At 44.9% G+C, this 23300-nt stretch carries 18 protein-coding genes; 7 read left to right on the top strand and 11 right to left on the bottom strand.

What is annotated here, in order from left to right:
* Positions 1–13: 13 nt before the first annotated feature.
* From frsA to AB4583_RS08785, 3 genes are all read right to left on the bottom strand, one after another.
* Entirely contained in the window at positions 14–1267 is a 1254-nt protein-coding gene (gene frsA, locus AB4583_RS08775; protein ID WP_017060788.1) for an esterase FrsA, read from the bottom strand.
* Between the two features lie 89 nt (positions 1268–1356).
* Positions 1357–1821: an oxytetracycline resistance phosphoribosyltransferase domain-containing protein Tet(34) gene (gene tet(34) / locus AB4583_RS08780; protein ID WP_009847475.1), complete on the bottom strand. Its 465-nt coding sequence runs from the start codon at positions 1819–1821 to the stop codon at positions 1357–1359.
* Between the two features lie 84 nt (positions 1822–1905).
* Positions 1906–3195, bottom strand: coding sequence for an NCS2 family permease (locus tag AB4583_RS08785; RefSeq protein WP_017060789.1), 1290 nt, complete (start codon positions 3193–3195; stop codon positions 1906–1908).
* Between the two features lie 1063 nt (positions 3196–4258).
* Here AB4583_RS08785 and AB4583_RS08790 point away from each other — a divergent pair.
* Positions 4259–5731 (top strand): aminoacyl-histidine dipeptidase, encoded by a 1473-nt coding sequence (locus tag AB4583_RS08790; protein WP_372117033.1) that lies wholly within the window; start codon positions 4259–4261, stop codon positions 5729–5731.
* A 138-nt stretch (positions 5732–5869) separates the two neighbouring features.
* On the opposite strand, the gene AB4583_RS08795 is transcribed toward AB4583_RS08790, so the two are convergent.
* A complete protein-coding gene (locus AB4583_RS08795) occupies positions 5870–6409 on the bottom strand; it encodes a DUF3332 family protein (protein ID WP_017069508.1) in 540 nt (179 codons plus the stop codon).
* 271 nt (positions 6410–6680) lie between these two features.
* Between AB4583_RS08795 and AB4583_RS08800 the strand changes: the two genes are divergently transcribed.
* On the top strand, positions 6681–7727 hold the full coding sequence (locus AB4583_RS08800) for a succinylglutamate desuccinylase/aspartoacylase family protein (protein ID WP_017060792.1): 1047 nt from the start codon (positions 6681–6683) through the stop codon (positions 7725–7727).
* Positions 7728–7929: 202 nt separating this feature from the next.
* Here AB4583_RS08800 and AB4583_RS08805 read toward each other — a convergent pair whose 3' ends face one another.
* On the bottom strand, positions 7930–8247 hold the full coding sequence (locus tag AB4583_RS08805) for a DUF3622 domain-containing protein (RefSeq protein ID WP_017069509.1): 318 nt from the start codon (positions 8245–8247) through the stop codon (positions 7930–7932).
* A gap of 354 nt (positions 8248–8601) precedes the next feature.
* On the opposite strand from AB4583_RS08805, the gene AB4583_RS08810 reads away from it, so the two are divergent.
* Positions 8602–9609, top strand: a complete 1008-nt coding sequence (locus tag AB4583_RS08810) for an adenosine deaminase (protein WP_017069510.1) — start codon at positions 8602–8604, stop codon at positions 9607–9609.
* Between the two features lie 67 nt (positions 9610–9676).
* Here the strand turns inward: AB4583_RS08810 and AB4583_RS08815 are convergent, their stop codons facing one another.
* The gene (locus AB4583_RS08815; RefSeq protein ID WP_372117037.1) at positions 9677–10861 is read right to left on the bottom strand and encodes an NnrS family protein; all 1185 of its coding nucleotides are present in this window, start codon (positions 10859–10861) and stop codon (positions 9677–9679) included.
* 308 nt (positions 10862–11169) lie between these two features.
* On the opposite strand from AB4583_RS08815, the gene AB4583_RS08820 reads away from it, so the two are divergent.
* Positions 11170–11724 (top strand): gamma-glutamylcyclotransferase family protein, encoded by a 555-nt coding sequence (locus tag AB4583_RS08820; RefSeq protein ID WP_372117039.1) that lies wholly within the window; start codon positions 11170–11172, stop codon positions 11722–11724.
* Positions 11725–11770: 46 nt separating this feature from the next.
* Here the strand turns inward: AB4583_RS08820 and AB4583_RS08825 are convergent, their stop codons facing one another.
* Complete coding sequence (locus tag AB4583_RS08825; RefSeq protein WP_017060796.1) at positions 11771–12103, bottom strand: tRNA-binding protein; 333 nt, start codon at positions 12101–12103, stop codon at positions 11771–11773.
* A 197-nt stretch (positions 12104–12300) separates the two neighbouring features.
* Between AB4583_RS08825 and AB4583_RS08830 the strand changes: the two genes are divergently transcribed.
* Positions 12301–13299, top strand: coding sequence for a substrate-binding domain-containing protein (locus AB4583_RS08830; protein ID WP_372117041.1), 999 nt, complete (start codon positions 12301–12303; stop codon positions 13297–13299).
* Between the two features lie 219 nt (positions 13300–13518).
* Here the strand turns inward: AB4583_RS08830 and galM are convergent, their stop codons facing one another.
* From galM to galE, 4 genes are all read right to left on the bottom strand, one after another.
* Entirely contained in the window at positions 13519–14598 is a 1080-nt protein-coding gene (galM, locus tag AB4583_RS08835; RefSeq protein ID WP_372117042.1) for a galactose-1-epimerase, read from the bottom strand.
* Between the two features lie 111 nt (positions 14599–14709).
* The gene (galK, locus tag AB4583_RS08840; protein ID WP_017060799.1) at positions 14710–15870 is read right to left on the bottom strand and encodes a galactokinase; all 1161 of its coding nucleotides are present in this window, start codon (positions 15868–15870) and stop codon (positions 14710–14712) included.
* 178 nt (positions 15871–16048) lie between these two features.
* Positions 16049–17104: a UDP-glucose--hexose-1-phosphate uridylyltransferase gene (locus AB4583_RS08845; protein ID WP_372117044.1), complete on the bottom strand. Its 1056-nt coding sequence runs from the start codon at positions 17102–17104 to the stop codon at positions 16049–16051.
* A 340-nt stretch (positions 17105–17444) separates the two neighbouring features.
* Positions 17445–18464: a UDP-glucose 4-epimerase GalE gene (gene galE, locus AB4583_RS08850; RefSeq protein WP_372117046.1), complete on the bottom strand. Its 1020-nt coding sequence runs from the start codon at positions 18462–18464 to the stop codon at positions 17445–17447.
* Positions 18465–18857: 393 nt separating this feature from the next.
* Here galE and ebgR point away from each other — a divergent pair, with 393 nt between their 5' ends.
* Entirely contained in the window at positions 18858–19841 is a 984-nt protein-coding gene (ebgR, locus tag AB4583_RS08855; protein ID WP_372117048.1) for a transcriptional regulator EbgR, read from the top strand.
* Between the two features lie 324 nt (positions 19842–20165).
* On the top strand, positions 20166–23297 hold the full coding sequence (ebgA, locus tag AB4583_RS08860) for a beta-galactosidase subunit alpha (protein WP_372117050.1): 3132 nt from the start codon (positions 20166–20168) through the stop codon (positions 23295–23297).
* Positions 23298–23300: the final 3 nt, after the last annotated feature.

Raw genomic sequence — 23300 nt, forward strand, 5'->3', positions numbered from 1 at the left:
TTTAGGAGAAATGTCATCTAAATAATTCATCCTCAAGCCACTTTATCGCCAATTCGAGGGATTGCTCATAACCTTGTGTAATTGACTTAGCTTTGATTTTCTTCGCTTTTCCGTAATCACTGTAAATAGCAACCAGTTGATTATCCATTGGCGGTGAAACCGGGTCGCCTTCCAGAGCCAATGCCAAGATAGGAACACTGGTTTTACTGTTTGACAGCAAACCTTGTACCTTGAGTGACCACGCCATCAACTGCCCAGAAAGGCTATTGATATCGACCGCCCCTTTACCAAGGCGCGAAGCCAACACATCTAGATGCATTTTAGGCATCTGCTTAAGTTTGTCTGCATGAACAAAGATATCGTGAATTGGCGCGCCTAAAGAAATACACGCTTTAATCTTATGTTGCTCGAGGAAAGATAATCTCACCATCGCATTGCCACCGAAGCGGAAACCAAACAAGCCGACTTTGTGGTGATCGACCCATGGGATGTTAGGCAATTCATTCAGCACTGCTTGGTGAAGACAAGATGAGTCTTCTGTTAACGGCCAATGTGCACTGTGCCCTATTGATGGCATGTCTACCGTTAACATAGCAATGTTCTTAGGTGCTAAATAATCCCTAAACAGGCGCCACATATCGGTTTGCAAGCTATCTAGACCCGCGCTGACAATCACAACCGGTTGTGGTTTATCTGTCTTGGTTAGATGCAAGTTCGCTTTGATCTTCTTGTTTTGGTATGGAATATCAATCTGCTTGACGATCAACTTAGTGTGCTTGATCGCTTCAGAATACGCTGCGTTGGCCAACACTTGAGCCTGAGCTGCCAAGTTGTCGTTCTTGAGGTGTGGGTAACCCGCAATACTGAAGCACAACGATGCGGAAAATAGCTCTTCAGCCATCTCTTCACCATTCTTCTCATTAGAACGATTTTGATGCTGCATACCCAGCTTGGTCCATTCGTATGCCCAGTTACCACTTCGGTAACCCATGACCGTATCAAGCCACTCATCGGTTGTACGAGAGTTATCTGATGACGCGATGCGAGCCAATACCGCTTCCTGCTCTATTGGATTAACGCCTTGCCATACCCACTGAAGACGTCTTAGGTTTCGATACCATGATGAGTTTTGCTGTTCACGTTTCTCATCCAATAGCGCTTCAGAGCTTGGCATGTATTGTGTCAACATTGAGGTCTCTTTCGCTTGCTTGTGCTTTACAAACAAAGTTTCCGAAAGGTTCGAGCTCGTTTCTTCTGGTTCAGACATTGGGATACTTAATAAGAAATGGTTGTCACTAATAATATAAAAAAAAATGACCCTATAAAGGGTCATTTCTCAAAAAACTAAGTTTACGCTTATTTTGACTTGCGATTTACTGGCTCTACGTAGCTTAGGCTAGTATCCCAAGGTTGCTCAATCCATGTGTCTTGAGCGATATCAACAATGTACTCGTCTAGCAAATCAGCGCCAGATGGTTTTGCACATACAGCGATCAGTTTCGCTTTAGGGTACATTTCGCGAAGCTTACGTGCAGTGTCACCACTATCAACCAAGTCTTCAACGATTAGGAAGCCTTCGCCGTCACCTTCAGGTGCTTTAACTACTGTCATATCACGTTGGTGATCGTGGTCGTAGCTAGAAATACAAATCGTATCTACGTGACGAATACCTAGCTCACGAGCCAAGATTGCACCAGGAACCAAACCACCACGGCTTACTGCCCAGATGCCTTTCCACTGCTCTGCTGGCATTTGCTTTTCAGCAAGTTGACGGCAGTAAGTCTGCATGTTGTCCCAAGTGATAACGAATTTGTTGCTCATAGTATAAAACCTAATAATTTTGTCATGTTATTAGAGGCTATTTCAAACATAGCCTCTTCAGCGATTAAGCAGAAATCTAGACGATTAAGCGAAAATGTATTTAAGAATAAAGATAGCCGACATTACCCACACTGCAGGTGAAACGTCGCGACCTTTACCACTTAGCAGCTTAATTGCAGCGTAAGCGATGAAACCTAGTGAGATACCCTCAGCGATAGAGTACGTCAGCGGCATAAGCAGACATGTTACCACGACTGGTGCTGCTTCCGTAAGATCACGCCAATCAATGCCAACTAGGCCAGACATCATCAGAATTGCTACATAGAAAAGTGCACCTGATGTTGCGTAAGCCGGAATCATACCTGCAAGTGGCGAGAAGAAAAGAGCCAGTAGGAATAAGATACCAACAACAACAGCCGTTAGACCGGTACGGCCGCCTTCAGCAACACCCGCAACACTCTCAACATAAGAAGTAGTATTTGATGTACCTAGCAGTGCACCAATAGATGTTGCTGTAGAGTCAGCAAGCAGTGCTTTGTTCAAGCGAGGTAGTTTGCCGTCTTCTTTGATTAGGTTTGCTTTCGTTGCAACACCAACCAGAGTACCCGCTGTATCGAACAAATCGACGAACAAGAACGCGAATACCACTGAAATCATACCGATTTCAAATACAGCAGAGAAATCAAGCTGCATGAATGTAGGAGCAAGGCTTGGTGGTGTAGACATGATGCCGCCGTATTGAACGTCACCAATAACAATGCCAAGAGCTGTGATAGCTAGAATCGCAATCATTACTGCCCCTTTCACGCCACGGTGAACAAGAGCAATCGTTAGGAAGAAACCAAGTGAGCCTAGGATAGGAGCAATCGCGGTAATGTCGCCCAGTGAAACTTTAGTTGCTGGGTTAGAAACAACGATGCCTGCATTGCTAAGCGCAATAAACGCTAGGAAAAGACCGATACCTGCAGAGATACCAACACGCAGAGACATAGGGATCGAGTTGATAATCCATTCACGGATCTTAAAGATGCTTAAGAAGATGAAGATTACGCCTGATACGAAAACCGCTGCCAGAGCAACTTGCCACGTATAACCCATACCCATTACAACAGCGTAGGTAAAGAATGCGTTCAAACCCATGCCTGGAGCTTGAGCAATTGGGTAGTTAGCAACAAAGCCCATGATGAAACAGCCAATAGCAGCCGCTAAACAGGTTGCTACAAATACAGCGCCATGGTCCATACCAGCATCAGCTAGAATCATTGGGTTTACAAAAATGATGTAAGCCATTGTTAGGAAGGTTGTTAGACCTGCGATGATTTCAGTGCGCACATTGGTGCCATTTTCACTGAGTTTGAATAGCTTTTCGAACATTATCGAATCCTATAAGGGTAAAAAGTAAACGGTTGCGTAATCGATTGGCTGTGGATTATAAAGTTATCAAATAACAAATTCCAGATAGAATTAAGGCTCTAATCGATATTTATCAGAATGCCGTATGAAACAAAGCGATTAAAAATGAAGATATCACCGATAAATAACCATTAAAAACAAACAATTAACAACAATAGACTCACTAAAACTAGTTGGTTGTTTTTTCTACCATCGGTTATTTTCATTGATAATCTAGCCAGTAAATTCTGAATTCAAACTCACAATAGTTATGTATTTTTCAACAGGATCAGTAATAAGGCGCAAATTGATATTTCGGCGTTTAAAAAACAACCACGCAGAACAGCAAGGAAAGTGACAAGCGAAAGCGGTTTGGAAAAGTAGCAGGCAAAAAAAACGCCACTCAAAACTGAGTGGCGGTAGAATCTGTCAACCAAAAGGGCTGTAAAAGAATTCCAATATATAGGGGTGAACAAAACTGTTCGAGTTACATGCTTACGGTATTAGTAACCAAAGCTTGTAGGGTATGCAAAGTTGCTAGTGTAAACAGAGCTGTTAATCCAGAACATTGCAGATGGTAAACCTTTCATAACTATCACCTTAATAAATCAATAAAAAACGAATTTGATTTCTCGGTTCCTTGGAGGCGATAAAACGGACTCATCCTTTGAGCATTTACTCTTCATCTCAGAAGTTGGTTATTAATATACCCCAAAGAAAAAAGATTACAAGTATTTTTTGCTATACGTCACACTTTTGGCCATTTACGGTTATTTTGCAAACTTATTTTGTAATAAAATTACAAAATAGAATTAAACAAACGTTTGCCTGCTCCATTTATAAGCATCAAGGCGCTTAGCTGTGATCAGATGGACAAGATCGCTTTCAAAATTTGAGCTATTTGAGGTTTAGAACCGCTACTCGTCAAAACGCTCAAGTGGTATGCTGTTGCCATCAAAACAGACCGATATTTTAGATTTTTGTTCTAGGTTTTTCCCCATACAAAACCTAAATATATGGTTATTAAATAAAAAAGGAGTCATCCGTGTCTGAATTCCATTCTGAGATCAGTAAATTATCCCCTGCCCCTATCTGGCAGTTCTTCGATAAGATTTGCTCAATCCCACACCCTTCTAAGCATGAAGAAGAGCTTGCTCAATACATTATTGCTTGGGCAACAGAGCAAGGCCTAGATGTACGTCGTGACCCAACGGGTAACGTATTCATCAAAAAGCCAGCAACGGCGGGTATGGAAAACAAAAAATGTGTAGTGCTACAAGCTCACATCGATATGGTTCCACAAAAGAACGAAGACACAGTTCATGACTTTGCTAAAGATCCAATTCAACCATACATTGATGGTGAGTGGGTTACAGCTAAAGGCACAACGCTTGGCGCTGATAACGGCATGGGCATGGCTTCTTGCCTAGCGGTTCTTGCTTCAAACGAAATCCAGCACGGCCCTATCGAAGTTCTACTAACAGTAGATGAAGAAGCAGGCATGACTGGTGCTTTCGGTCTTGAAGCGGGTTGGTTAGAAGGCGATATCCTTCTTAACACCGATTCAGAGCAAGAAGGCGAAGTGTACATGGGTTGTGCTGGCGGTATCGACGGCGCAATGACATTTGAAATTGCTCGTAATGCGATTCCAGCTGACTTCGTAACACGTAAGCTAACGCTAAAAGGCCTAAAAGGCGGTCACTCTGGTTGTGACATCCACACAGGTCGTGCAAACGCAAACAAACTGCTTGCTCGCTTCCTAGCGGGTCACGCAAAAGAGCTAGACCTTCGCATCGTCGAATTCAAAGGTGGTAGCCTTCGTAACGCGATCCCTCGTGAAGGTTTCGTAACGGTTGCTGTTCCTGCGGCAAACCAAGAAAAACTGGCTTCACTATACAACTACTACACTGAGCTGCTTTCAACAGAGCTAGGTAAAGTAGAAGACAGCATCGTGACTTTCAATGAAGAAGCTTCTGTAGAAATGGGCGCACTTGCGTCAGCAGACCAAGCTCGCTTTATCGCGGCACTTAACGCATGTCCAAACGGCGTGATTCGTATGAGTGACGAGATTGAAGGTGTTGTGGAAACGTCTCTAAACGTAGGTGTTATCACAACAGAAGAGAACTCAATCACAGTACTTTGCCTGATCCGCTCTCTTATCGATTCAGGTCGTAGCCAAGTAGAAAGCATGCTTCACTCTGTTGCTGAACTAGCAGGCGCTAACATCGCGTTCTCTGGTGCTTACCCAGGTTGGAAACCAGACGCAGATTCAGAAATCATGCATATCTTCCGTGACATGTACGAAGGTATCTACGGTCACAAGCCAAACATCATGGTTATCCATGCTGGTCTTGAGTGTGGTCTATTCAAAGAACCTTACCCGAACATGGATATGGTTTCTTTCGGCCCAACCATCAAGTTTCCGCACTCTCCTGATGAGAAAGTGAAGATCGACACCGTTGAGCTATTCTGGAACCAAATGGTTGCATTGCTTGAAGCGATCCCAGAAAAAGCTTAATTCGATAAGCTATGTTTGTTCAGTAAATGGTGTTTTACAGTAAACACCGTTTATCTGAGACAAAATAAAACAGGTACTCAATGAGTACCTGTTTTTGTATCTAATCTTTGTAGCTACTACTTGTGACTAAATAAACAATTAAGCGCGTGAAGCCGCGTAGCTTTCTAGCTCATCAATTGAAGTTTGTGCCACAACTTCGCCATCGATGAAGTACGTCACCATCTCGCCATCACGAACACCGATTAACGTCGCACGCTCACCAGACTGGTAAGTAATGTCCATTTGGATCGTGTTTTCATCAATCTGCTGCATTTGACCTTTTTCGATCACATCTGCACTCGTGATAGGACCCACTGGCGCTTCCGTTAGAGACGGATCAAGTTGGTGGTTGATGTCTAGGTAAGTATCAGTCTTAGTATCAAAGATGTGCGGAGCACCTGTTAGTGGGTTGCTACCAGTCCAGAACTCTAGTGAGTTGAATACTATGTAATCGGCAGCAACTGTTAGACCGTATGCAGGTGCAAGTAGAATGTTCAAACCACCACGAGCGTAACGGTTATCAACAGCCTTGATGTTGAACTTCATTAGGTAACCCGTTACTGCGTTGCTACCAACACAGCCAGATAAAGCAACAGATACCACCGCTAGTGCTACAACTTTTGAAATTGTTTTTTTCATTTTGATCTCAATATTTGAATTTGGCCGCCAAAAAATGGCGGTGGATAATACCAACGAACTGAATGACAAATATCAGCTCTAAGTTAATGTATTGTCATAAAATTCAAAATTTTAAACACCCTTCAATTAGCCAGATAAAAAACTGAAACCAATTCAGAAGCCCCTTCATAAAAAACTTTTGTCGTCACCGTAAAGCGATTGATTCGTACTAAAAATCAACGATTGCTACATTCCGTGTTAACGAATTATCACCATGTTGAGAACAACCTAAATGGCAAGACTAAAACCTAATCAACCATTCGAATTACTTGGTTATACTGTTCAGCCAGGACAGCGAATGGAGATTGAACTGCAAGCGGCTCAGCTTTACACGCATTCTCCACTTTCGATCCCGATTGAAATTATTCACGGTCGCCAAGCAGGCCCAACACTGATGGTAAATGCGGCTATCCACGGCGATGAGCTAAACGGTGTTGAGATTGCACGACAACTGACCAATGCGATTGATCCAAAGAAACTGAAAGGGACATTAATTGTTGTGCCTATCGTTAACGTATTTGGCTTTATCCATAAATCTCGTTACCTACCAGACCGTCGTGACCTAAACCGTTGCTTCCCTGGCAGTGAGAAAGGATCGTTAACATCACGTATCGCTTACACCTTCTTTGAGAACGTGGCAAAGCACTGTGATTACATTCTGGATCTACACACGGGCGCGATTCACCGTACCAATCTGCCACAGATTCGTGCAAACCTATCGAACCCTGAGACACTGCGCATCGCAAAAGCGTTCGCAACACCCGTGATTATTGATTCTCCACTGCGCGACGGTTCACTGCGTAGCGAAGCGGAAAAACTGGGTATTCCTGTATTAACTTACGAAGGTGGTGAAGCGCTGCGTTTTGATCACCTCGCGATTCGTGCGGGTTACCTTGGCGTGCATCAAGTGATGAAAGAAATCGGCATGCTGCGCCCTAACCGTAAGAAGTTACCAGAGCCAGTATTGAGTAAATCCACCAGCTGGATCCGCGCTGAATCAGACGGTATTTTGCGTAACATGGTAAGACTTGGCGAACAGGTTGAAGCAGGACAAACCCTTGCTTACATCAGCTCTCCATTGGGTCACCAAGAAGGCCAAGTGATCACAACCAAAGGCGGTATCGTGATTGGTCAGCAAACTCTGCCTTTGGTCAACGAAGGTGATGCTGTGTTCCACATCGCTTACTTCAAGCAAGACGATGAAGAAGTAGGACAATCAGTAGAAAGCTACATTGAAGAAGTGGCAGAAGACGATTGGCTAACTGCACTGAATAACTGATCAGACAATGCTTAACAGTTTAAGAGCTCGACGTTAAAAGCGAGAAGCCAAACCGAGCTCTTAAACACAATAAAACAGAACTCCACAAACTAAAAAGCCCCAAAACACTTTTAACTCGAAAGAAAAAAGTTGTATCGGGGCTTTTTTTTCACAAATCCCTTATCTTAAAATTAAGGGATCTATAAATTAGTCATGCACTGAATTATTCAGCGTCTTGTTGCTCTTCTGCACGAGCTTTAGCGCGCGCTTCACGTGCTTGCTCAGCTTTAAGCTCTTTAGTGTGACGTAGTTCGTCACGCTCTTTACGTTGCTCTGATTTACGCTCGTTACGTTCAGCTTGGTTAGCGATGAAAGATGCTAGCTCTTTCTCTGCCCACTCTTGTGCTAGAGCTTCAGTTTCGAAACCAGACTCACGCTTAGATACTGTAGTGCTGCGAGACGTTACTTGACGAGTAATCTCTGCACACCAACCGTTGCGTTTTTCTGTAAGGCGGATATCAAATTTTTTGTTCTTAGACATGTTCTATTTTTTCCTAAGGGAGATCATTAAGGGATCGGTCAACTTTGATAACTCCATCTAAGTGAGCATCTTTTAACACCATCCCTTGGTAAGCGCGGTATTAGAGCACAAATCAATGAATATTGCTGCAAATATTTGCAGCGGATCACACTCCAATGCTGCAAATCGTTTGCGCCTAATTTCAATCGGTTCATAACTCTCGGTTCACCATCAACTTCTATCCTATTTTATCGATAACAATGAAATGAACTATGCTCAAACAGAGATAAATGAAAGAGATACCTGCTTGCTCAGGTTTATAGACTCTACTGTCTCACCTACTCCGCTCATAATTAAAATAGCTAAGGAGTTGCTATGGATAGCTTCATCAAAAATTTACCCAAAGTTGAGCTGCACTTACATATAGAAGGCACATTAGAGCCAGAGCTGATGTTCCAACTCGCCAAGCGTAATAACCTGTCGATTCCCTTTGAGACCCCAGACCAAGTTCGAGACGCGTACCAGTTCCACAATCTTCAATCCTTTCTCGATATCTATTACCAAGGTGCAAACGTACTGATTCATGAACAAGATTTCTACGACCTGACGTGGGCTTATCTGTTGAAGTGTCAGCAAGATAATGTGGTTCATACTGAGATCTTCTTCGACCCTCAGACTCACACTGAACGCGGCATTGACTTTGAAGTCATCGTTGGCGGGATTACTCGAGCTTTGAATCAAGTGGAGCAAGAGCTTGGTATCAGCAGCCAACTGATCATGTGCTTTCTGCGTCATCTCGATGAAGACAGCGCTTTTGAAACACTCAAACAAGCCCTTCCTTATAAAGATAAGATCATTGCCGTTGGGTTAGATTCATCAGAACAGGGCAATCCACCAGAGAAGTTTAAACATGTATTCCAAGAAGCGATCAACCAAGGCTTTCTGACTGTCGCGCACGCCGGAGAAGAAGGCCCAGCACAAAATATTAGCGACGCACTGAGCTTGCTAGGCATTACCCGAATTGATCATGGCGTTCGCTGTGTAGAAGATGAAGAGTTGATGGAACAGCTAATAGCAAAACGTACACCACTGACCGTCTGCCCGCTGTCGAATACCAAGCTCAAGGTGTTTGAGACCATGCAAGAGCACAACATCGTCGAGTTGCTGAGAAAAGGGCTGTGCGTCACCATCAATTCCGATGATCCGGCTTACTTCGGCGGCTATATGAATGATAACTTCCTCGCCGTCGCCAATGCTCACCCAGTGACCAAAAACGAATTGGCGCAGTTCAGTATTAATGCCATCGAAGCCAGTTTTATCTCGCCTCACGCCAAGGAAGATCTCATCACACAGGTACGCCAATACCTTGCTGCGAGTACTTAATGAGTTATCAAGATCAAAAAGGGAAGCTCTGAGCTTCCCTATCTATATCAATAGATAACTAATTGGCTTAGCCCGGGTGACCATCCACTCTTGGCGTTAACAGCATCATCCCAAATTTCCAGATAAATAGACCGAACGCTAACGTCCATAAACCCGCGCTGATATTGACCATCTCAAATAAATACGCCGGGAAGAATGTCACACCTAAACTACGAACGAGTGCCGCGATAAATATAGCCGAGAACGCCAAAGCCATACTTGGCCCTTTATAGATAGCACGGCCAGTATGTCCCATTGTCACGCGCGTGATCATCGCCAGAATTAACCCACTCAAACCGCCAATCGCAAACAGGTGCAGCATGTTATGGCTCGCGAACGGGTTATCTAGCAAACCGCGTAACAGCAAGCTGAGAGGGATACATAGGTAAGCCGCATGCAGCGACCACACCAAGGGTTCTGATAGTGTTGTCCAAGGCTTCCAGCGGATAAAGCGCACCAACTGTGTCACACCTGCAAATACCATCAACTCATTGCCGACTTGAGCAAAGGTCAATGGGAAGAAACTCAACACAAATAAACCAACCAAAGGTAGATTCGCTAGCCATTCCAACCAAACTAAGGGTTGAGCTTTTTCAAAATCAAAACGACGCGCCGTGAAGAATGGAATAACTCGCCCACCCATTACAGACAGCAACAACGTAAACCACCACAACATCGCTTGCCATACCGCTGATGAAGGAAATGGAGGCATACCCTTAATGGTCGCGTAACTAGCAAAGTTCGCCACGATAGCCAATATAAACAGTGGTACAAAGAACAGGTTCTTCCAGCCTTTCGACTTCACGACTCGGAAACCAATTTCGTAGGCGGCGAAGATTAAGAACAGCGCCTCAATCGACGAGATAAGCCATAACGGTGCGGGGGTCCAAAACAGAATACGAGGTGCGATCCATAAACCAACCAAGGCTGCCAATCGATAGTGCTTGGTGCCGTTGACACCCGTCCAGGTTTGTACTGCCGTTAACACAAAACCGACCACTATCGCCATTGAGAAACCAAACAGCATCTCATGCACGTGCCACCACAGTGCGGGAACTTTTAAAATCTCAGGCTGACCGTTTTGGAACATGATGACCCAAGCTACAATCGCAATCACGGCATAGAGACTGCCTAAAAAGAAGAAAGGTCGAAAGCCTAAACGCAGGTAGGCTGGAATCGCGTCTTCTACACTTTTATCTGTGATATTTAACAAACTCGTTCCTCATTTCAGATAACAAGCCAAGAGTGGCTTCTGGGAATTGCTATTTCATAGTCAAATTCATGATGCAGTAATCATCACTGCAATATTGCCTAACGTAATGCATGAAACGCGCCAAAGGTATAAAGCCAATAAAAACAACCAACAAAGAGTCTTTAGGCTTCAAAAAAGTGTCAATAAAACACACCCTATAAAAGTCATTTAGACTCATGAGTGTGTAAAATAAAAAACTACTGACATTTGATGAAGCCAAACATATAGTAAGACTAGACTTAAATGGAACAACTCAGACAAGGAATGCGATGTATATTTTTGGTTATGGCAGTTTAATCAACTCATCTTCACGTCAGCTTACCAGTCAGACAGGGCAAGCGATCCCTGCGATTGTTCATGGCTTGATTCGCCATTGGAGCAAGATCGATGACAGCTATGTCTTATCCCCTTTGATCGTCAATCTCGGCGAAGGACAAGTGAATGGTGTGTTGCTTGAGGTGGATGATATTGCACTGGCTGAGTTTGATCGCCGTGAGCGTGGTTATCACCGTATCGAATTAAAGGCCTCTCAGATAGAAAGCCAAGATGAATTCAAACAGGATCAACCGATCTGGGTTTACATCAAAGACGAGATTGAAGCACCTTGCGAAAACAGCCCTATCGTTCAAACCTACGTCGATACTGTATTAGCAGGATGTTTAGAGGTGTCTGAAAGCTTTGCGGCGCACTTCGTTAAACACACACAAGGTTGGCATCACCCATTAGAAAATGATCGCCACCAGCCTAAATACGGCAACCTTGCTGGGGTTTCCGATCACCATCACAGTGTGATTGATGGCTTGATACTAACTGTACGCAGCTAGTTGATTTAGGTTGGTGAACACATTGACTCACCAACCTAAAGTGAGCTTAAACGACACGAATACCTGCTGGCATCGCACGTTCAGGTGTTAGCAATACACTTTCAGATTCATCTTCCGTTTCTGCACAAAGCAACATGCACTCAGAAGTGTGGCCTCTCATCTTCGCCTTCGCTAGATTGCACAAAACAACAACCTGCTTACCCATCAACTCTTCTTCTGTGTAGTAAGGGACTAGGCTGGTCACCGTTTGCAGTGTCTTGTCACCAACATCCACTTGCACTATGTAAAGCTTGTCGGCGTTTTCATGACGCACAACCTCAATGATCTTACCCACACGCATTTCTAACTTAGCAAAGTCACCATAAGAGACAGTATCCATTTCTCACTTCCTATATTGGTTTATTTTTACTCATTAAATCATTTACTAAAATTGAGTAAAATGTAAATGTTTACACTAGCATTAAGCCTAATAATTACAAGCGGTAAAGATCTCATTACTGGAAGTAAAATGAGAGTTTCGTTGCCTTAATATCATTGTCGGTGTTAAATAGATGAAGCAATGTATAGAGGTTAAAAATGGCAACAATTAAAGATGTAGCAAAGGAAGCTGGTGTTTCTGTTGCAACCGTATCTCGAGTGATCAACAAGTCTCCCAAGGCGAGTGCAAGCTCGGTAGAGTCTGTAACGAAAGCGATGTCTAAACTCGGCTATCGACCGAATGCCAATGCTCGAGCGCTGGTAAGCCAAAGCACGAACACTGTTGGTGTATTGGTCGGTGACATCTCCGATCCCTTTTTTGGCACGCTGGTTAAGGCTGTCGACAATGTCGCTCGTGAGAACGGAAAACATATCCTTGTCGGTAATGGCTCGCACGTTCGTGAAGAAGAGAGACAAGCGATTGAATTGCTGATTAACAGCCGTTGTGACGCCCTGGTGATCCACTCTAAAGGCCTCACCGACGAAGAACTGATTGCCTATGCAAAAGAGGTCAAAGGCTTAGTACTGATCAACCGTTATATTGCTGAGATTGCCAACCGCTGTATTTTCTTAGACAACAAAAAAGGTGCGTATCTTGCGACGGAATATCTGATCCGCCATGGCCATAAGAACATTGCCTGTATCGCCTCATCGCATAGCATTGAAGATGCCGATGAGCGTATCCAAGGTTACTTAGCGGCACTCTCAGATTACAAAATAGCGCTCTCTGACAGCTATATTGAATACTCAGCGCCGACCAGTGACGGTGGCGAATACGCCATGACTAACCTTCTGACTAAATCACTGCCAATCACTGGCATTGTGGCGTACAACGATTACATGGCAGCAGGTGCTTTGTCTGTCCTTGATGAAAACGGTATTCAAGCGCCAGACAAAATGTCGATCATCGGTTTCGATGATGGTTTGATTGCCCGCTATGTTCATCCAAAGCTCACCACTATTCGCTACCCGATTCAGATGATGGCAGAGAAAGCGACACGACTCGCGTTGCACTTAGCCAAAGGTGAAAACACCTCAACTGAACCAATGATGTTCTCTCCAACTCTGGTACGCCGTAATTCGGTAGAGAAAGTCTAGGTTCTGGTCGACTCATCAAGCAATAAACAAAAAAAAGCCCTAACAGAATCGCTTCTGTTAGGGCTTTCCTACCTTACTCAGATACTCAACAATCGCGCTTAATAAACCGCACTCTTGTTGAGCGCCACTTTTGCTCATCCCCCAAGAACAACGCGATAATTCACATCGTCCTATTCACAAACAAAAGATATTGACGTAACCGCTTTGAGCTAGAGCGTACTAGTTTGAAGAATCCCCCGAAAATTCAAACTGGTAACAGGTACTGTAGTTATATTCTTGTTCAGGCTTGAGAATACAACTGTCCTGCTTCCACTCTGGGTGGTTAGGAGAGTCAGGTAAGAACTGGGTTTCTAGCGCCAAACCAGCGTAGTCTTCATAGCTGCCACCACTTCGGTTTGGTGTGCCACCAAGCCAGTTTCCGGTGTATAGCTGCATCGCAGGTTTGGTTGAAAATACTTTTAGTGTGACGAGCGCATCCGGTGAGGTTACGGTCGCGGCGCATTGAGTGCGTTTGCAGCCATCAGCCAATAAGAAAGAGTGGTCGTAACCCTTTGCTGCTTTCTGCTGTTCATCGCCCAACAAACGCTCTGAGATCATCATAGGCTGATTGAAGTCAAAGCTGGTCGATTTCACTGATTTAAGGTTACCTAACGGAATACCCACCGAATTGGTCGGTAAGAACTGATTAGCATTGATACTGACAATGTGTGACAAACAATCGTGTCCAGCTTCAGCGCCAAGTAGATTGAAGTACGCATGATTCGTTAGGTTGACTACAGTCGTCTTGTCTGTGGTTGCAGAGTAATTAATGGAAACTCGATTGTCTTCGGTGATGTCATAACGCACCGACACATTCAAATTCCCCGGAAATCCTTGGTCGCCATCAGCAGACTCAAGAGTAAACACCACTGACGTTTCGGTTTGCTCGGCAATATTCCAACGGCGTTTATCAAATCCGTTCGGGCCACCATGTAAGGTATTGCCCGCTTGGTTGGTTTCCAGCTTGTAATTCTGACCATCAATTTTGAAACGACCATTAGCAATGCGGTTAGCATAACGGCCAACAGTTGTGCCCATATAGCTGGCTTGTTTATCGAAGTTCTCCATTGAGTTAACACCCAACAAAACTTCTCTTTTGTTTCCTTTTACTGGCAGGATACAGCTCAACCATGTTGCACCAATATCCATGAATGTCACTTGCATGCCATGCGTATTTGATAGCGTCACTAACTGAGCGGGTTGGCCATCATAGGCAGGAGTCTGCGTCATGGATTGATGCAGGTTTTGCTCTTGTGTCATTCTAAATTCCTTCTAGTGCCAGTAAAAAGCCTCTACCTGAAGTAAAGGCTTAAGCATTTGGCCTACCATGATCTTTTTACTTGGTAAGCTCTATATTAAATCTCGAAGCCGTTAGATTACTTCAACTAAGCCTGCTCCGTCTTTCGCTTGGCACACATAAATAGATTCTTTTAGCCCCGTCGCCGCTTGATATTTCTGTTCAACGGTTGTTTTGATTTCATCAACCAATGCAGGTGGAACCAATGCCACAATACAACCACCGAAACCACCGCCAGTCATACGCACGCCACCTTGTTCACCGATCACTTCTTTGACCATATCAACCAGCGCATCAATCTCTTTCACCGTGATTTCAAAATCATCACGCATTGATGCATGCGATTCAGCCATCAACTCGCCCATACGCTTCATATCATGAGTGCGTAGAGCTTGAGCCGCTTCAACAGTACGGTCATTTTCAGTAATCACGTGACGAGCACGTTTCGCGACCATTTCATCCAATTCAGACTCTTTCGCTTTGAATTGCTCAATGGTCACATCACGAAGTGCCGGAACACCAAAGATGCGCGCCGCTTCTTCACACTGTTCACGACGTGTGTTGTATTCGCTGTCGACTAAGCCGCGTTTCTTGTTTGAGTTAATGATAACCACAGCCATATCTTCTGGCATTGAAACCGCTTGAGTCTCTAGGCTACGACAATCCAAAAGCATCGCGTGGTTTGCGCGACCTTCTGCAGAGATCATTTGGTCCATGATGCCGCAGTTACAGCCCACAAATTCGTTTTCGGCCTGCTGACCATTTAGCGCCACTTCAGCTTGGCTGATCTCTAGGTTATAAAGCACCTTGAATGTTTGACCAATCACCACTTCCAGCGCCGCAGAAGAACTTAAACCTGCACCTTGAGGCACGTTGCCCGTTACAGAGATGTCTGCACCTGTAAATTCAAAGCCGCGACCTTTTAAGCACTTCACCACACCACGAATGTAGTTCGCCCACATCTTGTCTTGTTGGAATGTGATCTCTTGAGTTAAATCGAACTCATCGACTGCATTACCGTAGTCCACTGATACTACGCGAACAATGTTGTCGTCACGCTTAGCCGCGGCGACTACCGTTTGGTAGTTAATGGCACACGGTAGAACAAAACCATCGTTGTAGTCAGTGTGCTCGCCGATCAGGTTCACACGACCTGGTGCTTGGATAATATGAGTCGCTTGGTAACCAAGGACTTGCTCAAAAGATGCTTTCACGTTTTGGATTAGGTCAGACATAAGTAAACTCTTTGTTCAATTGGTTATGGCCCCTTCACGGCACCACTTTAATTCTTTTAGATTCCCTATCTCATTCGTCTCTCACGGTAGGGAATGACAACATCAGCCTTTCACCTGCCGTCATTCCAGAATCGAGGGACGAGATATCAGGAATCTCGCTTGTTATCTACGAAACAGGCTATTCCTGCTCTTTGTAGTGAACGTCACTCAAATCACGCAGACGCTGCGCTGCTTGCTCTGCAGTCAAATCACGTTGTGATTCAGCCAACATTTCGTAGCCCACCATAAACTTACGAACTGATGCGCTGCGCAGTAGCGGCGGGTAGAAAAGCGCATGCAGTTGCCAATGGTCGATGTCGGTGCCCTCTTCAAAGAACGGCGCGTAGTGCCAGCCCATTGAGTAAGGGAATGAGCATTGGAACAAGTTGTCGTAACGACTGGTCAGCTTCTTAATCGCAAGCGCTAAATCATCACGCTGCTCGTCAGTCAGTTCACTCATACGGCGGATGTGTGTTTTTGGCAGCAACATGGTTTCAAATGGCCACGCTGCCCAGTAAGGCACCACTGCAATCCAATGTTCGGTTTCAACCACAGTACGAGAGCCGTCTTTCATTTCAGCTTCAACGTAATCCACTAAAAGATTAGAACCTTGTTGTTCGAAGTACTCTTTTAGTAGTTTTTCTTTGCGTTCAATCTCATTGGGTAAAAAGCTGTTTGCCCAGATTTGACCGTGTGGATGTGGCTGAGAGCAGCCCATGGTCTCACCTTTGTTTTCAAACGCTTGAACCCACAGGTAGTCTTTACCTAGTTCTTCAATCTGTTCATTCCAGGTATCGATAACACCACGGATCTTGTTTACCGGAAGCTCCGGCAGCGTTTTGCTGTGGTCCGGAGAAAAACAGATCACGCGGCTCAACCCGCGAACACCTTGAGTCTTGAATAGAGGGTTATCAGACTCTGGAGCGTCAGGCGAATCAGGCATCAACGCCGCGAAATCGTTACTGAACACGTAAGTGCCGTCATAATCAGGGTTTTCATCACCCGAGATACGCGTGTTGGTTGGACAAAGGAAGCACTCTTTGTCGTACGCAGGCAGTTGCGCAGTGGATGGCTTTTCATCTTGACCACTCCATGGACGTTTCGCACGATGTGGCGAGACTAAGATCCACTGACCAGTTAATGGGTTATAACGACGGTGCGGGTGGTCTACTGGGTTAAATTCAACTTTTGACATACTTACATTGCTCTTAAATTGTGTGCTCTGGTTCATTAACCAAAACGAATAATTCTTCTACAAGGAGATTCCCTATCACGCTCGTGCCTCGCTGTAGGGAATGACGTGTAATCTCGTTGTGCTAGTTGTGCAAAGGCAACCACTTCATAGCCTTATGCTCATCCGTCATTCCAGAATCGAGGTGCGAGATATCTGGAATCTCTCTTTTCTCATATCTTGTCTTTGCCTTCCCCAAAGAAATTGGAGTTGCAGCTAGGCAGCAAGATTTCCAATATCCATGAGCATAGATCTTCTATGTGATTGGAATTGGTAAGCGCAGCTAACAACGCTGCGGCTTCAATTACGAAGGGGAATAGCCTTGTGGGTTATTCGACTGCCAGTTCCACGTATCTGCCGTCATCTCCATCACGCTACGCGTCGCCTTCCAGCCAAGCTCGCGCTCTGCTTTTTCAGTACTTGCCCAACATTCGGCAATGTCACCTGCGCGGCGTGGGCAAAGTTCATAAGGAACCGGTTTGCCCGATGCTTGTGCGAAGGCTTCAACCATCTCGAGTACACTTGAGCCTTTGCCCGTACCTAGGTTGTAAATGTGTAAGCCCGCTTTCTCGCCCACGGCTTTTAATGCTGCTACGTGGCCATCAGCCAAATCCATTACGTGGATGTAGTCTCTAACACCAGTTCCATCCGGTGTTGGGTAATCGTTTCCAAAGATAGAAAGCTTCTCTCTACGGCCTACAGCAACCTGTGCGATGAACGGCATTAGGTTGTTTGGAATGCCTTGTGGGTCTTCTCCCATGGTGCCTGATGGGTGTGCACCAACAGGGTTAAAGTAGCGCAGTAAAGTGACGCTCCAGTCGTTCTCCGCGTTGAACAGATCGCTCAAGCACTCTTCCACCATATATTTGCTGCGACCATAAGGGTTAGTTGTCGCGCCAGTTGGTGAAGTTTCAGTAATCGGCACTACTTCTGGATCACCGTAAACGGTAGCCGAAGAACTAAATACGATGCTTTTCACGCCCGCTTTCTTCATGCTGCGAGCTAACACTAGTGAACCATTAACGTTGTTATCGTAGTACTCCAAAGGCTTAGCCACCGACTCCCCTACCGCTTTCAGGCCAGCAAAGTGAATCACCGTTTGGATATCGTTTTCTGAAAACACGCTATCTAGAAAAGATTGGTCACGAATGTCGCCAAGATAAAACGTTGGGCGCTTGCCAGTTAACGACTCGATTCGTTCCAGCACTAGCTCTTTGCTGTTGCAAAGGTTATCAACAATGATCGGCTCCATACCTGCCTGTATCATTTGAATGCATGTATGACTTCCGATGTAACCCATGCCGCCCGTAACCAGTACTTTCACAATCAACCTCTCTTTGTCGTCATTCGTGGGCTAACTCGAACTGACATTCAGCTCAGTAGCACCGTATGTCAGAAATAGTAGCAGCCATTTTGACTATAATTCTGTGATCAAAACCACGAAGTGTAAACGTTTACACTAACTTTCATCATTGGAACTGATAATGACATAGAGATAACGTATTGCTGTTAACTTCTAATTCATTGAATTTTAATAAGATAATTATAGACAGTTAGATTTGAGACATCACAGATGAGTTGAGCATTTATTTTACTAAAAGTTAATGCAATGACGTCCAGTTTGATTACAATAGGTCTGTAGAATAAAGAGGTGCATTGCTTTTTTACTAAATACCAATTTCAAAGCAGCGCAATGTTCCAATAACAGGAAGTGAGTATGGCAACGTTAAAAGATATCGCGACTGAAGCGAATGTATCATTGGCTACAGTTTCAAGGGTTCTCAATGAAGATCCAACATTAAGCGTCAAGGAAGAGACCAAAAGGCGTATCTTTGAAATTGCAGAGAAGTTGGAATACAAAACCAGCAGCTCACGAAAAACCGTTAGCAGTAAAAAACAAAACCATCACTTCCTAGCACTGTATAACTACAAGCAAGAAGCGGAAGTTAACGACCCTTACTATCTATCGATTCGCCACGGGATTGAAACCCAGTGTGAAAAGATGGAAGTTAAGATAACCAACTGTTATGAAAGTAAAATACAGATCAATTCAGCACCAATCACAGGTGTTTTGTTGGTGGGTAGAATGACACCAGAGGTTATCGAGCAAGCTAAAAAGCTGAGCGATAATATCTGTTATGTCGATTTTACCGATCACTCAGAACCTTATGACTCTGTCGATATCGACCTGGCTTTGATCAGCAAAGAGATCACCAACTTCTTTATCAACCAAGGCTATGAGCGCATCGGCTTTATTGGTGGCCAAGACGACGTCAATACCCCTGATATTCGTGAAGTCGCTTTTGCTGAATATGGTGGCCTCAAGAACGTTGTCAGTGAGCAAGACATCTACCGTGGTGACTTCTCTAGCTCATCAGGTTACAAGCTTGCAAAACAGATGCTCGCGACGGGCGACTACCCTAAAGCCATGTTTATTGCGTCAGATTCCATCGCAATTGGCGTTTTACGAGCAGTTCATGAGCACGGATTAAACATCCCTGAAGATATTGCGCTGATCAGTGTAAACGACATCCCAACAGCTAAATTTACCTTCCCATCTTTATCAACTGTTCGTATTCACTCTGAATTGATGGGAATTCAAGGCGTTAATCTGCTGATTGAGAAAGTACGCGACGGCCGAACCATCCCACTACGTGTCTATGTACCAAGCAAACTCAAGCTGCGCGATACAACAAAATAATTAAATATATCAAGTAGATAAATAAAGGCTACCTTTGTTGAAGGTGGCCTTTTTTGTGCCCGTCACATACATCAATCTCCACGTATCCCCCTCTTAAATCTGCTACATAAATCAGCCAATAGCATTCTTTTAAGTGGATCACACAGCACCGTAAAAAGACCATAAAAAACGTGATGAAGTTAAAGTAAAACGTTTTCACCATTTTCATTTAGTAAAACTTTTACTAATAATCACCTCAATCCAAAAATACTCGTATTCACTACGACCCAATTACGCATAAGAACGTCGGTCAGCAAACTGCATTCAGACCGAGAGAGAGGCAACGTGAACAACTGGGAAAACTTCCTGAACTTACATGAGAACCGTATGGCACCGCGTGCATACTTCTTCTCGTACGCATCAGAAAAAAACGCAAAAACGTTTCAGCGTGAACTGAGCAGCCACTTCCAACTATTGAGTGGCCAATGGAATTTCAGCTATTTCACCAATCCGCTATTGGTCCCTGAAGAGTTCTATTCTCAGGAAATGAGCGACTGGGGAAACATCACGGTTCCAAACATGTGGCAGATGGAAGGCCACGGCGATCTTCAATACACAGATGAAGGTTTCCCATTCCCAATTGATGTGCCTTTCGTACCATCAGACAACCCAACCGGCGCATACCAACGCTCTTTCTTCCTTGGCGACAGCTGGAACGAGAAACAAACCATTATTAAATTCGATGGCGTAGAGACCTACTTCGAAGTTTACGTAAATGGTGAGTACGTTGGTTTCAGCAAGGGCAGCCGCCTAACCGCTGAATTCGATATCTCTAGCCACGTAAAAGCGGGCAACAACCTACTTTCTATTCGCGTGATGCAGTGGGCAGACTCCACCTACATTGAAGACCAAGACATGTGGTGGACAGGCGGCATCTTCCGTGATGTTTACCTTGTTGGTAAAGAACAACTTCACGTTCAAGACCTAATGGTTCGTACTGATTTTGACGACGCTTACCAAAGCGCGACCCTTTCGTGCAACGTTGCTCTAGAAAACCTAGCAGCAGCGACTAACGCAACTCTTGAGTACGCATTGCTTGATGGCAGCCAAGTTATCTCCCAAGGCTCAGTAGATAACTTAACTGTTCCTAACCAACAGACTGGCGGCAATGCGAACACTCAATTCTCTATCGATGTCGTGAACCCTGTTCAATGGAATGCTGAAAACCCATACCTTTACCAACTGTTGCTGACGCTAAAAGACACAGACGGCGAAGTGCTAGAAGTGATTCCACAGCGCGTTGGTTTCCGAGACATTAAAGTTCGCGATGGTCTGTTCTACATCAACAACAAATACGTGATGCTGCATGGTGTAAACCGTCACGACAACGACCACCTGAAAGGTCGTGCTGTGGGCATGGATCGCGTTGAGAAAGACTTAGTACTGATGAAGCAACACAACATCAACTCAGTACGTACGGCGCACTACCCTAACGACCCACGCTTCTACGAATTGTGTGATATCTACGGCCTATTCGTGATGGGCGAAACCGATGTCGAAACACACGGCTTTGCGAACGTTGGTGACCTAAGCCGCATCACTAACGATGCTGCATGGGAAGCGGTATTTGTTGAACGTATCGAACGTCACATTCACGCTCAAAAGAACCACCCTTCTATCATCATGTGGTCACTGGGTAACGAGTCTGGCTACGGCTGCAACATCCGTTCTATGTACGATGCAGCAAAAGCGATTGATGACACGCGTCTAGTTCACTACGAAGAAGACCGTGATGCTGAAGTGGTCGACATCATTTCAACCATGTACTCACGTGCTCAACTAATGAATGCCTTCGGTGAATTCCCGCACGAAAAACCACGTATCATCTGTGAATACGCACACGCAATGGGTAACGGCCCGGGTGGTTTAACTGAATACCAAAACGTGTTCTACAAGCATGACGCAATTCAAGGTCACTATGTTTGGGAATGGTGTGACCACGGCATTCTAGCGCGTGATGAAGCAGGCACAGAGTTCTACAAATACGGCGGTGACTACGGTGACTACCCGAACAACTACAACTTCTGCATGGACGGTTTGATCTACCCAGACCAAACGCCAGGCCCTGGCTTGAAAGAGTACAAGCAAGTGATTGCCCCAGTGAAGCTTCGCGATTTCGATGCACAAACGGGCACCTTCACGGTAGACAACAAACTTTGGTTCTCAAACATCGATGACTACACCATCACTGCGGAAATCCGTGCTGAAGGTGAAACCATTGCTGTGCAACACATCAAGATTGAAGAACTGGCAGAAAACTCGAGCCGTGAACTGACACTTAACTTGCCACAACTTGATGAGCGCGAAGTGTTTGTGAACTTTACCGTGCGCAAGGATTCTCGTACGCCTTACAGCGAAGCGAACCACGACATCGCGGTGTATCAATTCCAAGTGAAAGAGAACACAGCACAGCTAGAAGCCTTCACTAACAACAATGCGACAGCACTGAATGTGGAAGAGTCTCGTTTAGCTTACCTAATCAAAGGCCACAACTTCGCACTGAACTTCTCGAAAGTGAACGGCAAGCTGACGTCATGGTTGGTCAATGGCGAAGAGATGATTAAGTCAGAACCACGAATCAACTTCTTCAAGCCAATGATCGATAACCATAAACAAGAGCACGATGGTTACTGGGAGCCTGCACACTTGCAAATTATGCAGGAGCACTTCCGTAGCATTGACCTTGAATGCGTTAACGTTGAACAGGTAAATGGCAAGGTAGAGATCACCACCACCAGCATCATTGCTCCACCAGTATTCGATTTCGGCATGCGTTGTGAATATCGCTACCAAGTTAATGCTGAAGGCCAATTGAACGTTGAGCTAAGCGGCGAACGTTACGGTGAGTACCCTCATGTAATTCCTGTGATTGGTTTTGATATGGGCATCAACGGCGACTTCGACCAAGTCCAATATTACGGACGCGGCCCTGAAGAGAACTACCAAGACAGCAAGCAAGCCAACATGATTGATGTGTACCAATCAACCGTTGCAGACATGTTCGAGAACTACCCGTTCCCACAGAACAACGGCAACCGCCAACACGTTCGTTGGGCTGCGCTTTCAAGCCGCGCGGGTAATGGTATTGCAGTAAAACCACAGCAAGAAATCAACTTCAGCGCATGGTTCTACACCAACCAAAACCTGCACCAAGCACAACACACCATTGAGCTAGAGAAAAGCGGTTACATCACGTTAAACCTAGATCACCAAGTGATGGGCTTAGGCTCTAACTCTTGGGGCAGCGAAGTGCTCGATTCTTACCGCGTTTACATGGACGAGTTCCGCTACGGTTTAACTCTGATTCCATTCCAAGCAGGCGATTGCGATGCGCAGCACCTAATCAATCACAACTTTGGCGATGAGTTTTTTACGGTGAATGCACCAAAAGCTCAACCACAACTGAACGAGGCATAAACG

Source organism: Vibrio sp. 10N.222.49.C12, from assembly GCF_041475025.1.
Lineage (GTDB): Bacteria > Pseudomonadota > Gammaproteobacteria > Enterobacterales > Vibrionaceae > Vibrio > Vibrio crassostreae_C.

What these genes read in the sequence shown, in the direction of transcription:
- AB4583_RS08830 (WP_372117041.1), top strand. Translation starts at nt 12,301, where the DNA reads ATGGCAACAATTAAAGATGTAGCAAAGGAAGCTGGTGTTTCTGTTGCA.
- AB4583_RS08820 (WP_372117039.1), top strand. Translation starts at nt 11,170, where the DNA reads ATGTATATTTTTGGTTATGGCAGTTTAATCAACTCATCTTCACGTCAG.
- AB4583_RS08785 (WP_017060789.1), bottom strand. Translation starts at nt 3,195, where the DNA reads ATGTTCGAAAAGCTATTCAAACTCAGTGAAAATGGCACCAATGTGCGC.
- AB4583_RS08795 (WP_017069508.1), bottom strand. Translation starts at nt 6,409, where the DNA reads ATGAAAAAAACAATTTCAAAAGTTGTAGCACTAGCGGTGGTATCTGTT.
- AB4583_RS08825 (WP_017060796.1), bottom strand. Translation starts at nt 12,103, where the DNA reads ATGGATACTGTCTCTTATGGTGACTTTGCTAAGTTAGAAATGCGTGTG.
- AB4583_RS08800 (WP_017060792.1), top strand. Translation starts at nt 6,681, where the DNA reads ATGGCAAGACTAAAACCTAATCAACCATTCGAATTACTTGGTTATACT.
- frsA (WP_017060788.1), bottom strand. Translation starts at nt 1,267, where the DNA reads ATGTCTGAACCAGAAGAAACGAGCTCGAACCTTTCGGAAACTTTGTTT.
- AB4583_RS08810 (WP_017069510.1), top strand. Translation starts at nt 8,602, where the DNA reads ATGGATAGCTTCATCAAAAATTTACCCAAAGTTGAGCTGCACTTACAT.
- galM (WP_372117042.1), bottom strand. Translation starts at nt 14,598, where the DNA reads ATGACACAAGAGCAAAACCTGCATCAATCCATGACGCAGACTCCTGCC.
- ebgR (WP_372117048.1), top strand. Translation starts at nt 18,858, where the DNA reads ATGGCAACGTTAAAAGATATCGCGACTGAAGCGAATGTATCATTGGCT.
- galK (WP_017060799.1), bottom strand. Translation starts at nt 15,870, where the DNA reads ATGTCTGACCTAATCCAAAACGTGAAAGCATCTTTTGAGCAAGTCCTT.
- AB4583_RS08845 (WP_372117044.1), bottom strand. Translation starts at nt 17,104, where the DNA reads ATGTCAAAAGTTGAATTTAACCCAGTAGACCACCCGCACCGTCGTTAT.
- AB4583_RS08805 (WP_017069509.1), bottom strand. Translation starts at nt 8,247, where the DNA reads ATGTCTAAGAACAAAAAATTTGATATCCGCCTTACAGAAAAACGCAAC.